Origin of the sequence: Streptomyces sp. NPDC046759, from assembly GCF_040645475.1 — a bacterium.
Taxonomy (GTDB): domain Bacteria; phylum Actinomycetota; class Actinomycetes; order Streptomycetales; family Streptomycetaceae; genus Streptomyces.
This window is the reverse complement of record NZ_JBEYYJ010000005.1, coordinates 1-13362: the sequence shown is the minus strand read 5'-3', so window position 1 is coordinate 13362 and position 13362 is coordinate 1. Positions and strand designations below refer to the sequence as shown.

7 protein-coding genes are annotated in these 13362 nt (G+C 67.8%); 3 read left to right on the top strand and 4 right to left on the bottom strand.

Going from position 1 to position 13362, the window contains the following annotated elements; genetic code table 11:
* Positions 1-163: 163 nt before the first annotated feature.
* The 4 genes from ABZ919_RS08370 to ABZ919_RS08355 form a co-directional block, all read right to left on the bottom strand.
* On the bottom strand, positions 164-589 hold the full coding sequence (locus ABZ919_RS08370) for a hypothetical protein (protein ID WP_361244119.1): 426 nt from the start codon (positions 587-589) through the stop codon (positions 164-166).
* 141 nt (positions 590-730) lie between these two features.
* Positions 731-1819: a glutamate 5-kinase gene (proB, locus tag ABZ919_RS08365; RefSeq protein WP_361244915.1), complete on the bottom strand. Its 1089-nt coding sequence runs from the start codon at positions 1817-1819 to the stop codon at positions 731-733.
* A 259-nt stretch (positions 1820-2078) separates the two neighbouring features.
* The gene (locus ABZ919_RS08360; RefSeq protein ID WP_361244117.1) at positions 2079-2621 is read right to left on the bottom strand and encodes a hypothetical protein; all 543 of its coding nucleotides are present in this window, start codon (positions 2619-2621) and stop codon (positions 2079-2081) included.
* Between the two features lie 87 nt (positions 2622-2708).
* Positions 2709-9221, bottom strand: a complete 6513-nt coding sequence (locus tag ABZ919_RS08355) for an RHS repeat-associated core domain-containing protein (RefSeq protein WP_361244115.1) — start codon at positions 9219-9221, stop codon at positions 2709-2711.
* A gap of 376 nt (positions 9222-9597) precedes the next feature.
* Here ABZ919_RS08355 and ABZ919_RS08350 point away from each other — a divergent pair, with 376 nt between their 5' ends.
* The 3 genes from ABZ919_RS08350 to ABZ919_RS08340 all read left to right on the top strand — a co-directional run.
* Positions 9598-10695, top strand: a complete 1098-nt coding sequence (locus ABZ919_RS08350; RefSeq protein WP_361244113.1) for a Tat pathway signal sequence domain protein — start codon at positions 9598-9600, stop codon at positions 10693-10695.
* A gap of 201 nt (positions 10696-10896) precedes the next feature.
* Positions 10897-13200 carry a CDP-glycerol:glycerophosphate glycerophosphotransferase gene (locus ABZ919_RS08345; RefSeq protein ID WP_361244112.1) on the top strand — a complete coding sequence of 768 codons (2304 nt, stop codon included), beginning with the start codon at positions 10897-10899 and terminating at the stop codon, positions 13198-13200.
* A 28-nt stretch (positions 13201-13228) separates the two neighbouring features.
* Positions 13229-13362: sugar phosphate nucleotidyltransferase (locus tag ABZ919_RS08340; protein ID WP_361244913.1), on the top strand; the 134-nt coding region annotated here is incomplete at its 3' end.

The following is a 13362-nucleotide window of genomic DNA, read 5'->3' as shown; positions in this document are numbered from 1 at the left end:
GCCCGGCACCGGCACCGGGAGCCGGGGGGCGGGAATCGGAAGGGCGCGGTTCAGCGGTACCGCGGGGCGCGGTTCCGAGGCGCGCGGTTCCGAGGCGCGCGGTTCCGAGGCGCGCGGTTCCGAGGCGCGCGGTTCCGAGGCGCGCGGTTCCGAGGCGCGCGGTTCAGAAGGGGTGGACACCGACGGGAGTCGCGGGGGCGGGGCCGTAGCCCTCGGCGATGCGCTGGTGGTAGGTCTCACGGTCGATGACCTCCAGGCCGACGATCTCCCAGGCGGGCAGCCCGGCGCTCTGCCGGTGCTCGCCCCACAGGCGCAGGGCGACGGCGGCGGCGTCGTGCAGGTCGCGGGCCTCTTCCCAGTACCTGATCTCGGCGTGGTCGGTGGCATACCTGCTGGTCAGGAGGAAGGGGTGGTCGTGGGCCAGCTGCTCCAGGGCACGGCGCAGGTCCGGCAGGGGGACGTTCTCCCCGGAGACGCTGAGCGTGACGTGCCACAGCCGGGGCAGGTCCTTGGGCTCCTCGTAGGCGTCCCCGGCCGCGACGCTCGTCAGAGCACCGCGGGTTGTCACCCCAGGGCGCACTCGTCTCACGACGGCCTCCTTCACCCAGCACTCGGAAACGTGTCCTGACACAAAGTTGAGCAGGCCCTACGGCACCGCGGGGCGGTTTTACGGAACGTCCCCCACCGGGGGCGGTCCTTACGCCCCGTTTTACGAGCGGTTTTGCGAGTGTTACGCGTGCAGAAGCACCAGGTCGTCCCTGTGTACGACCTCGCGTTCGTACGCGGGGCCCAGTTCCCGGGCCAGCTCACGGGTCGAGCGCCCGATCAGCCGGGGAATCTCCTTGGCGTCGAAGTTGACGAGTCCCCGGGCCACCGCGCGGCCCGCCGTGTCGCGCAGCTCGACGGGATCGCCGGCGCTGAAGTCGCCCTCCACGGCGGCGATTCCGGCGGGCAGCAGCGACTTTCGCCGCGTGACGACGGCGTCCACCGCGCCGTCGTCCAGGGTCAGCGCGCCCTGGGGGGTGGAGGCGTGCTGGAGCCACAGCAGTCGGTCGGCGGAGCGTTTGCCGGCGGGGTGGAAGTAGGTGCCGGTGTCGCCGCCGCTCAGCGCCTCCGCCGCGTGCACGGCGCTGGTGAGGACCACGGGGATGCCGGCGGCGGCCGCGATCCGGGCGGCCTCGACCTTGGTCACCATCCCGCCGGTGCCGACGCCGGCCTTGCCCGCGCTGCCGATCTCGACGCCCGCGAGATCCTCCGGCCCCTTCACCTCCGCTATCCGGGACGTACCGGGCTTGCCGGGGTCGCCGTCGTAGACGCCGTCGACGTCGGAGAGGAGGACGAGGAGATCGGCGTGGACGAGGTGGGCGACGAGCGCGGCGAGGCGGTCGTTGTCGCCGAAGCGGATCTCGTCGGTGGCGACGGTGTCGTTCTCGTTGACGATCGGGAACGCGCCCATCGCGAGCAGCTTGTCGAGGGTGCGGGAGGCGTTGCGGTGATGGGCGCGGCGGCTCATGTCGTCGCTGGTCAGCAGCACCTGGCCGACACGGACGCCGTAGCGGGCGAAGGAGGCGGTGTAGCGGGCGACGAGCAGCCCCTGGCCGACGCTGGCGGCGGCCTGCTGCCGGGCGAGGTCCTTCGGGCGGCGGCGCAGGCCCAGCGGGGCGAGTCCGGCGGCGATGGCACCGGAGGAGACGAGGACGATCTCCTTCTCCCCGCCGCTGCGGCTCTTGGCGAGCACGTCGACGAGTGCGTCGACACGGTCGGCGTCGAGGCCTCCGGCGGCGGTGGTCAGGGAGGAGGAGCCGACCTTGACGACGATCCTGCGGGCTTCATGTACGGCCCGACGCTGTCGCCCCTGTGGCCCCGCAGTCCCCGGCCGAGCGCCCTGGGCCGCCTCTGCTTCGTACTCCGCTGCCGCTGACACGCGCTTCCCCACATACCTCAGGCCGCCTGACCAGCGCGCTTTTTGGGCTGGTCCATGCGGCCAATCTACGCGAGAACCGACGACGCCCGCGCAGTCCGCTCACGACGTGGACGGTGGCTCCCGGCGCGGACTGCGGTGGTCGGACCGGTGCGCGTCACTTCGGCGTCGAATAAAAAGGCGAACGCCGCCATTCTTCGCGCCCCACCTCTGCCAGTGAGGGCTTCCACAGCACCACGCGATGGCGGCGCTCCCATACGGAAATTCGCCAGGCATGCACGAGGGAAATAAACAGGACGACCGGGACGAGCAGGGACAGGAGGGGGAGGCGGAAGAGATATCCGCAGACGACGGAGAACAGCGCGACAAAGACGGCCACCCGCCCCTGACTGCGCCGCATGGTCCGACGCCTGGCCGCCTCCTGACCCACGAGGACATGGACGTCCTCTATTTCCACGGCAGCAGCATGTGCTTTCACCTCGCTGCGGCGTCCCGCCAGAACGTTGCAGCTCCACAGGGCGGCCGCGGCAACCAGACCGACGAGCTGCACCCGCCCGGAATTCCCGCTGAGCCGGAGACTGTCCGAGGTGGAGAGGATCAATGCCTCCATCAGAACTCCCACCGCAACACCGACGAGATTCTCACGTACACCGGCCGCGACCACCGGCAGCAATGTCGCATTCGCCTTCAAACCTGCCACACCTCCTCGAACAGGGAAAACCTTTTCACACAATGACCGGGGGCTTCCCGTAAACGAGAAGCCCCCGGTCATCTTACGTGCCGACCGTCATTGCCATAGCGATGAGACGGAACTCCATGCAGAGCGTGCGCCCGAACTCACCTGGTTCCAGGCGGCCGTTCCCCCTCGCTGGACGGTGCCCCAGGCTTCTCGGGCCTGCCCGGCCGAGACCCATTCCTTTCCTCCGGCCACCAGCCCCACGACTCCGGCCGCGCAGTCACCCCAGTCCTTCTGTGCACAGCTGTCCACCGTGGTGGCAACTCCTGCTGCCAGGACCACGCCCGCGTAGAGGCCGACGGCGCCGGCCCCGCAGAACGGGGTACCCGCCCCCAGAGTGGTCGCCTCACAGACGAAGAACAGGGTGCCGGCGACAGCGGCCGTTCCCTGGACCCACTGGGTGGTCGTGTCGCTCATCGTTCCTTCGTCGCCTCCGTCATCGCCGGAGCTCTGCGCCTTGGAGACACAGGAGGCGTCGGAACTTCCCTTTGCCAGGCAGCGCTTGAAGGTCCGGGCCATCTGGAGCTTGGCAGGGTCGATCTTCTCGGCCAGGAAGTGGTCCCAGCTGCCGTACGACGGCTTGTAGCCCAGCCCGTTCTTGGAGTCGGTCAGCCAGTGGTACGTCTTCTTGTCGACCGTTCCGAGCCCGCCGATCTTGTGACTGCCGTGACTGGCCTTCGAGCCGTGCTTCTTGGTCGTCTTGATCGTGCCGTCATGGTTGTGCTTCGGGCACGCCGGGTCCGAGCCGCCGCAGGCCAGGCCCAGGCCCGAGGGGTCCATGTAGCGGACCGGGTTGTTGTCGGCGTAGCTGTAGGCCGACAGGTTCTGCGGATCGGTCTGGTCGTTCAGTTCGTCGGGACTGATGAACCGGCCCAGAGACGGGTCGTACATGCGGGCACCGACGATGGACAGGGACGTGCTGTCGTCCTCCGGCTTGCCGAGGAAGCCCCGGTCGAGGTCGGCCGGCAGGTCTCCGCTGCCCACGTTGCGCTCCTTGCCGAACGGGGTGTATCGCCGTCGGGTGATCGCCCCGCCCATGCCGATCAGCAGAACCGTGGACGCCTGTGTGTCGTCCATGAGCCAGGTCAGCTTGCCGTGATCGGAGCCGTCGCCCTCGCGCATGGCGACGGTGGTGCCGGCGGCGCTGTACAGACGCGTCGCCTTGACCCCTTCGCCGATGCCGTTGGCCTTGTGCAGTTCCTGGCCGTCCAGGTACAGGACGTTCTCGTCGTGCGAGGTGCGCAGCAACACGTTGCCGTCCGTGTCGTACACGTAGGTCGACACCTCGTCGCCGCCCGACTTGTGCTGGGTGATCTGGCTGACCCGGTTCTGCGGATTCCAGTCGATGCTCGAACTGACGCCGTTCACCGTGCGCGTGTCCATCTGACCCGACGCGTTGTAGGTGTAGCTGTCGGAGCCCGCCTGGGTCACCGCGTGTGGATGGGCCTTGCCCGGAGTGTACGTGGAGCCGTAGCCGGGGTAGGTGTACGACTTGGTCGTCGACCCGCCGGCCGTGGTGTCCTTGACGGACATCAGGTTGCCGAGGTCGTCGTACGTGTACGACTGGTCGTAGGGGTCGAGGCTGCTGCTCAGGTCCGGCGTGGCCGCGCCCGAACAACCGTCGGTGGCCTCGGTGGTCCACGCATGGGTGAGCCGGTTCAGCTCGTCATACGTGTAGCACTCGCTCTGCTTGGCCACGGCGTCCGTGACGCCGGTGACCTGGCCGCCGAGATCGCGCGTGTAGGTGTCGTCCTGCGCCGTCTTGGTCGTGGTGCCGGTCGTCTCGGTGGTCTTGATGTTGGACAGCGCGCCGCTGCCGTTGCTGTCGTCGTAGGTGTAGGCGCGGTTCGCCGTGGTGTCGGTGCCGCCGCTCGTGCCGTACGCGCGGCCGTTGAGGCGGCCCAGGAGGTCGAAGCCGATGTTCGCCTGGTAGGTGGCCAGTGCGGAGGAGACCTTGGACGGCTGTCCCTGGTCGGTGTAGGAGGTGGTGACCGTCTCCTGGGGGAGCTGCCCGACCGCGAGGTCACCGACCTTGGGATAGGTGACCGACGTCACGTGGTCGGCGAGGTCGTAGCCGTAGCCGAACGTATAGGTGCCGGCGAGGCCGGACCCGTCGTCGGGGATGGTGTACGTCTTGTTCTCCGCACGACCACGCGCGTCGTAGCTGGTCACGGCTTCGGTGTAGGCCTTGCCCTTCACATATGCCGTCGACGCGGCCAGTCGACCCACACCGCCGGTGGCGGAGTCGTAGTTCCACTCCGACAGGAGGGTGCTGCCCGCCGAGGTCGTCTCGGAGACCGTCTTCTGCCGCTGGAGGTGGTCGTAACCGTACGTCAGCGTCGTGCCGTTGCTGGTGGTGCTGCTCACCTTGCCGTTCTCGTCGTACTTGGTCGAGGAGGATCCGGCGTCAGGGTCGACCACCGAGGTCCGGTCACCGGCCCAGTTGTAGCCGTACGTGGTGACGTTGCCCTTGGTGTCGGTGATCGTCTTCAGCTGGCCGCTGCGCGTGTATGTGTACGACGTGGTGATCCCTCCGATCGGACCGTGCTGGACGATCTTCGTGGTCTGTCCGAAGACGTCCGTGTACGTGTCGGTGCGCTCACCGGTGGGCGGGACCGTGGTGGTGTAGTCGCCGAAGTAGTACGTGCGGGTGTGGCCCGCCGCCTGGAGGACGCCGTGGACCAGGGTCCGGGTCTCCGTAGTCCGGCCGTCCCAGTCGATGACCGGGTCGGTGTAGGAAGGCAGGTCCGCCACCGTAGGCAGGACCATGCCGTCCACGCCGGCCTTGCCGGAGTTGTAGAACATCGCGGAGGTGCCCGTGACGTTGCCCGACGTGTCGTAGCGGGTGGAGACCACGTCACGGCCGGTGCCGCCCGGCGCCGTCGTCTGGGTCTCGCGCGTGCGGCCGAGCCCGTCGAGGTACTCGTAGGAATTGACGTAGGTCGAGCCGGACTGCAGGACGCCGGTGGTCACCTTGGCGGGACCGGTCACCGTGTCGGGCACGCCGTCGCTGTTGGGGCCGGTCGGGACGTCGTAGCTGAACTGGATCGACGGGTGGCCGCTGGGGTAGTTGCCGATCTCCGTGGCCTTGAAGACCTGACTGGTGCGGCCCACGGAGTCGAGGACGATCCGCGTGGTGTGGCCGTTGGGGTCGAGGATGCGGTACGGCGTTCCCCAAAGCCGCGAGTACCAGGTGGTGGTGGTCTGCGGCGTGGCCGGGCCGTTGGCCGCCGGACTGTTGTCGTCCGGGTCGGGTGTGGTCACCGTGACGCCGTCGGTCGGCCAGGTCGTGGTCGGCGAGTAGGTCGTGGTGATCTTCTGTCGCTTGCCGTCGTAGGTGGCGACGACGCGACCGGCGCCGTCGTAGTCCGTCCAGGTCTTGCGGGCGTTCGCCGGGTCGGCGTCGGTGTAGACGTCCTGCTCGGTGGCGTTCCCGTCGACCAGCGCGGTGTCATTGTCCGCGACCGAGGCCGACCCGTCGTACAGGGTCACCTTGTACGAGTCCTGGTTGGCCGAGGAACGGTCAGCGCAGTCGGCCGCGTAGTGGCGCTCCTCGTCCTGGAAGACCATCCAGCGCTTGACGTCGGAGTTGGGGAAGTTCGACGTGTTGTACGCGCGGCCATAGGTGGTGCAACGGTTGTCGTCGGTGTTGACCTGGCCCCAGTCGTTGGTGCGCAGGGGCAGGCCGTAGGTGGTGCTGGTGGACGACGTGTCGTCGTATTCGTCGTTGACCACGCTCTCGCGCCAGCCCTGGGAGGTCAGCGTGTCCGTCGTGGTCTTGCTGTCGCGGACGAAGCGCGCGTCGGGCAGGCCGTCGTAGTGGGCGGTGTCGTGGACCCAGTACTCCTTGCGGACGCGTTCGTGCGAGTTGCCGTCGCCGTCCCTCTGGGAGGTCTCCAGGGTGTTGCCGGCCAGCCAGGCGGAGTCGGTCCAGGAGTCGCCGAATCCGTCCGTGACCGAGACGCTGCGGGTCTTGGAGGAGTCGTTCTTGTCGGTGCGGTCGCCGTCCAGGCCCCGGTAGAGCCAGTGGTAGGTGGAGGCCGCGTTGCTCTTGGTACCGGTGAAGACCTCGACCTGCTGGTAACCGCGCCAGTCGGACCAGGTCTCATCGGAGTCCGGCGTCAGCGGGTCGTTGGTGAACCGCCAGCCTCCGCCGCCGTGGTACTCGTACCGGGTGGTCATGACAGGGTCGCCGTCGCTGTTCGCACCCTTGCCGACACCAGGGTCCTCGTCGACCTGGGTGACCAGGTACTTCTTGAACCAGCCGGACGAGGGGCTCGAGGCGCCCTCAGGCGTCCACTTCTGCCAGAAGCAGTCCTCCGTGTTGGACGACTCGCTCGGCAGGTTGTTGATGTCGCAGGCGTCCGGCTGGCCGTAGGTGACGCTGGTGACCGAACCGAGGTCACCGTAGACCTTGGTGACACGGCGGAAGTTGAGGGTGGACTTGCCGACCTGGTTGTCCAGCCACTCACCGTTGAAGTTGATGACCGGCAGACGCTGGTCGAGGCCGTCGCCGTAGCCCTTGCGCTGGACGTAGTCGAGCCAGAGGGTCTTGCCCACGGAGCCGGATGGATCGGGCAGGCCGTACTTCATCTGGTACTGCATGGCCGGGTCCCACGTCGTGCCGCCGTCGTCGCTGACGTAGGTCTTGATGTCCCACAGCATGTCGGTGGTGAAGAACGTGGGGTAGTACGTCTTGCCCGCGCAGTAGTTGTCCGCCGAGGTGCCGTCGCACATCAGGTCGGTGGGCACGTCGGGGTAGGAGCTGGCGTTGGAGGAGATGCCCGGGCAGGCCGGCGGCTCCTTGCCCAGCGGGTCGTCGTAGCTCATCCGCTCCACACACCGGCCCACGTGCGACAGCTCGACCTTGGCGGGGAGCTTCGCGCCGGGGATCTGGGAGGCCCAGCCGTACTCGATGCGGGTCAGGTAGCCGGCTGCGTCGTACTGGCGCGCCTTGTCGGTGTTGATGACCGAGCGGTAGTAGTTCGTCTGCTTGTCGTAGAAGTAGGCGTTCTCGACCTCGTTGGGGTCGACCACGCGGTCCAGGTTCCAGCGCCAGGCCTGCGTGCAGGGTTCCGGGAACTGGGAGTGGCACGGCTCGCCGGTGTCGTCACCGGCCACCGGGACGGTGAGCACGGAGTGGGTGGCGTCGCCGGTGCGCTCGGCGCGGCCCCAGCCGAAGTAGTAGCGCATGCCGTCCTGGGAGGAGATCACCCAGTACTCGTCGTCCGCGCCGTGACCGCCGGTGAGGTGCTGCACGCGCCAGCCCGGGTCGTCCTGCACGTGGTAGGAGCCGGTGCCGTTGCCGTCCTGGACGAGCGCCGAGTCGACGCCGTTGAGACTGATGGTGTACTCGGCGCCGTCCGGCTCCAGGCTGTGGTTCGGCGACTGCCAGCACATGTCGCCCACGGTGTTGTTGACGTCCTGCGAGCAGTTCTTGTATTTGCGCTCGATGTAGCCAACGTTCAGGTCCCAGCCCATGCCTGCCCAGGACGCCTGGTTGTTGGTCGCGGAGGTGCGACCGTCGACAGACTGGGAGTTGTAGGACAGGGCCAGGTCGGGCGTCGCGCCGAAGGGCGCCTTGGGCAGGGTGACCGGCAGGTCATAGGTGAACGCCCCGGAACCGGTCGACACGTCCCACTTGCCGCTCGGGCTCAATGTCGAGGCCCGGTAGTCACCGTCGTCCGACGAGGAGCTCGTCGTGACCGCCGTCACCGTCGACGTGGTGGCCGCCGACATCATCGCCATGCCGGTCTTCGGGGCGGCGGCCGTCGCGGTGGGGTCCGCGTCGGCGTACACCGTCGCCGTCAGCTTGCCCGACTTCACGTCGTTGTGGACCGGGAGGTAGCGGCGGGTGTCCGGGGAACAGCCGCGCTTCTTCGGTGTGGTGAGCGCGCACGCCGGCATCTGCACCAGGCGCAGCCGGGAGGCGAAGTCACCGCCGTAGGCGTTCTTGAAGGCGTTGTAGTCGATGGTGACACCGACCGGCCCGGGAGCGGGCTTCTTGTCCTTGCGGGTCAGGCGCACGGCCATGCCCACGCCGCCGATCGACTTGATCTTCGTGCGGTCCAGAACCTGCACGTCGACGTCGCCGGGAGCGGCCCCGGACGGGGTGAAACCGAGGCCCTTGCCCGCGGTTACGGCGTCCTTGGCGGCCTTCTGGCCGAGCGCGAACGCGGACTGCGGGGCCAGACCGGCGGTGCGGATCTGCACCGCCGTCGGGGTCTGGACCGACACCACGGCCGACTTGGCCGCGGCGGTGCCGACCTGAGCATCGACGACGGCGCCCGACGGCGACACGGCCTGAGCATGCCCCGCCTTGGCCTTCGCGAGGTCGACCCTGGCGGTCACCCCCTTCGGCCAGGCGACCTTCGGCGCCTTGCTCATGGTCGGCTCCGCCTGCTGCGCGGGCACCTTCTCGCCCTTGCGCGCCGGCACGCTGACGGTCCTGTCCTTCGGTTTGGCCACGGCGACGGACGCGGCGAACGCCGGGGCCGACAGGAGAGCCGACAACAACGCACCGGAGACCGTTACGACGAAGCCGCGTCTGTACGACGCACGCATCACGAACCCCCACCCCTCTGGCCGAATATCGACCACAAACGGTCAAAAAGAGCGGGTCCGCGGTACGGAGGCAGCACAAGGCCAACACATGGCGAACACACGCAGGCCGGAGATTAACCAGTTGCTTAACTAGGTCATAACTCACCAAACCGGCTTACGCCCCACCAAAGATCATCATCGCCTTGGGGGAAGCTTTGCGGTGCCATGACCAACGGAATGGATGATTCCCACCTCGCTACCGTGATCGATTAACACCTGCTTTAATTACCGGCCAGCAATCCAGCCAGCTCCCCCTTGGCCCCGCATGTCCCATTTGCGCGCCAAAGGCGCGGACATTGGCCTTTTCTCTTTTCGGCTCTTGGGGGGCTCCATCACCATGCTCGACCGCAGACGCTTTCTGCGTGCCGGAGGCGCCGTCATCGGCGCTGCAGCCGTTCCGGCCGTGGCCGTCGGCGTGGCGGAGGGCGTCACGCGCTCCCGCCGTACGCCGCAGAACGACACCACTCCCGGCTCGGTCACCGCGAGCAAGCGGTTCGATCTGACCGCCGCCTCCACCTCGCTCCTGCGCGAGGTGGACCTGACCGGCACCCGCGTCCTGCAGTCCTTCGCCTTCGACAACACCCGCGGGCACCTCTTCACCGTGCAGCTGGTCGACGGCGGGCTCCAGCTCCCGGGAGAGACGCAGACCTACTCGGGCGCCGACCGTGAGGCCAACGGCGACCTGTGCCTGACGCGCCTGGACACCTCCGGGCGCATTCTCGGCACCATGTATCTCCGTGGATTCGGGCACGGCGTGCAGATCGGTGTCGAATCCACCACTTCCGGCACTTACCTGTGGACCGAGACGCACAACGTTCGCACCGCGAACTCCGACGGCACCTACACCGGATGGGGCGACCGGATCGCCCGGTTCGAATTCGCCAACGGAACCGTGCTCACCGCGGGCTCCCCCGCGCTCACCCAGTACACCCTGGAAAGCGGCGTCGACCGCACCACCTGCACCGTCGACCCGGTCAACAACCGGCTCGCGGTCCGCTGCCGTGTCGGCGGCGCCTTCCGTTTCCGTCTGTACGACCTCGCCGCCTTCAAGGCAGGAGGCCGCACCACCCTCGCCGACGTGGCCCAGCCCGCCGACCTTCAGCCCGGCTACACCGACACCTTCCAGGGCTTCGCGAGCTACGGCAGTTACCTCTACCTCCTGGCCGGCTCGGCGTACGGCAGCGACGGCTCGGTGTCGCCGAACGGCAACACTTACATCACGACTGTGGACTGGAACACGGGCTCCCTCGTGGAGCAGAAGCTCACCAAGGCCGCCTACACCCTGCTCTACCGGGAGCCCGAGGGCATGGCCATCCAGATCCCCGACCCGGGCAACCCCCAAGCGGTCCGCCTCTGCAGCGGCTTCGCCTCCTACACGTCCGACACGGACCAGAGCAAGAGGGCGAGTATCTACTACAAGGACGTTCTGGCCTGAAAAGGACAGTTGAGACTTGGGTGAGTCTTGCCACAACCCGGTTGACCAGGGGCGGAGCAGCCGCAGTAAGAACGGCTCCGGAGTCGCGTTAGGGTAGGCTTAAACGAGCCTTAACCTAGCACCCCTTGTGCCTCTCGCCTCCCGCCGCAGGTCAGCAGCGGGAGGCGCTTGACTCTGACCGACAGCCCAGGAGCTCCAAGCATGCCCCTCGCGAATGGAAGCGCTTCGCCGAAAATAAGCGTGGTCGTCCCCGTTTATAAAGTTCAGGGATATCTTCGCGCGTGCTTGGACTCCATTCTGTCCCAGTCCTTCGAGGACTTCGAGATCGTCGCCATCGACGACCACTCGCCGGACTCCTGCGGCCGCATACTCGATGAGTACGCCGCCCTCGACGACCGCGTGATACCGGTGCATTTCGAGGAGAACCGGGGCATCGGAAAGGCGCGGGACGCCGGTGCGCTGAAGGCCCGCGGCGAGTACATCCTGTTCCTCGACAGCGACGACACCCTCGCCGAAGGCGCCCTGCAGGCGATAGCCGACCGCCTCGAGGTCACGGGCAATCCAGACATTCTGCTCCTCAATCACGTCCGCACCTACTGGAACAACCGGGTGCAGGCGAGCGCGGCCGGCGAGATGCTCGCCGAGGCCGGCACGGACGTGTTCACGGCGCTGGAGCGGCCCGAGTACCTCAACATGTTCGCCGTGGTGTGGAACCGCGCCTACCGCCGCCAGTTCTACGTCGACGACCACAACTTCACCTTCACCGACGGCATCTACGAGGATGCCCTCATGGTCTACAAGACCATGCTGACCGCGGAGCGCATCGCCGCCACCGACCACGTCTGCGTCGAGTACCGGCAGCGCCGCCAGGGCAACTCCATGCGCACGCCCGGCCGCAAGCACTTCGGGATCTTCGAGCAGTACGCGCGCCTCTTCGAGTTCCTCGACGAGCGCCCCCACCTGGAGCCGGTCCGGGCGCTGCTGTTCGAGCGCGCGGCCAGCCACTACCTGTTCACCCTGGCCCGTGAGGACCGCATCGTCCCCAAGGACCGCGCGGAGTTCTTCAAGCTCTCGGCCGCCAACTACAAGCGCTTCAAGCCCAAGGGCTTCGTCGTGCCGGAGGGCTCGCAGGGCGTCCGGTTCCAGCTGCTGGAGCGGGGTTCGTACACGGCGTACGCGGCGGTGACGGCCGCCGGCAACACCCGCCGCCAGGTGATCCAGCGGGCCGTCAAGGTCAAGACCAAGCTCGGCAAGACCGCCTACAACCGGCTGTACCAGCTGCACCTGCGCCGCCCCGTCGACGAGAACCTCGCGGTCTACGCGGCCTACTGGAACCGCGGCGTCGCCTGCAACCCGGCCGCCATCTACCAGAAGGCGAAGGAACTCGCCCCGAACGTCCACGGCGTCTGGATCGTGAAGCGCGATGCGGTGGACAGCGTGCCCGCGGGCGTGGACTACGTGGTGGCGAACTCGCCCCGCTACTGGGAGGTCATGGCACGCGCCAAGTACCTCGTCAACAACGTCAACTTCCCGAACAACTTCGTGAAGCGCCCGGAGCAGGTCCACCTGCAGACCCACCACGGCACCCCTCTCAAGCAGATGGGGATCGACCAGCAGAAGTTCCCGGCGGCCGCCAAGAACATGAGCTTCGCCAAGATGCTGGAGCGGGCCGACAAGTGGGACCTCAGCCTCACCTCCAACCAGCACTCCACGGAGATCTGGGAGCGGGTCTACCCCTGCGCGTTCGAGGCGGTCGAGTACGGATACCCGCGCAACGACGTCTACTTCCGGGCCACCGGCGACGACGTCCTGCGGATCCGCCGTGAACTCGGCATCGAGCCGGGCAAGACCGCCATCCTCTACTGCCCGACGGTGCGCGACTACCAGAAGGGCTACGTGCCCCGCATCGACCTGGAGCGGTTCTGCCGCGAGCTGGGCCCCGACTACGTCGTCCTCGTGCGTACGCACTACTTCTACGGCGGCGACCCCCGCCTGGAGGCACTGCAGGAGCGCGGCCTGATCAAGGACGTGTCGAGGTACCCGGTGGTGGAGGACCTCTGCCTGGCCGCCGACGCGCTGATCACGGACTACTCCTCGATCATGTTCGACTACGCGTGCCTCGACCGCCCGATCGTCACCTACGCGGACGACTGGGAGGTCTACCGCAAGGCCCGCGGCGTCTACTTCGACGTCCTCTCCGGGAATCCGGGCGAGACTCCCGGCGCGACCGCGACCACGGAGGACGAGCTGATCGAGGCGTTCCGATCCGGCGCCTGGAACAGCAGCAAGTCCGCCGAGCTGCGGGCTGCGTTCCGCGCGCGGTTCGTGCAGTTCGACGACGGGAAGGCGGCGGAGCGCGTGGTGCGCCGGCTGTTCCTCGGCCAGGAGGCCGCCCCCGCCGTCGTACCCCTGGACGAGCGGACTCCGGCACCCGCACCGGCCGCCCTCACCAAGGCGCACATTCCGCTGCAGCCGACCGGTGAGCGTGGCCTCATCGGCGCCTGACGTGCAGAACGAGAGAGACGAGCACCGCATGGTTTCCCGCCCCGCCATTTCCAAGGCCGTCATCCCGGCGGCAGGCCTCGGGACCCGGTTCCTTCCGGCGACGAAGGCCACTCCCAAGGAGATGCTGCCGGTCGTGGACAAGCCCGCGATCCAGTACGTGGT

Coding starts and splice junctions, on each gene's coding strand:
- ABZ919_RS08355 (WP_361244115.1), bottom strand. CDS start 9,221: ATGCGTGCGTCGTACAGACGCGGCTTCGTCGTAACGGTCTCCGGTGCG.
- ABZ919_RS08350 (WP_361244113.1), top strand. CDS start 9,598: ATGCTCGACCGCAGACGCTTTCTGCGTGCCGGAGGCGCCGTCATCGGC.
- ABZ919_RS08345 (WP_361244112.1), top strand. CDS start 10,897: ATGCCCCTCGCGAATGGAAGCGCTTCGCCGAAAATAAGCGTGGTCGTC.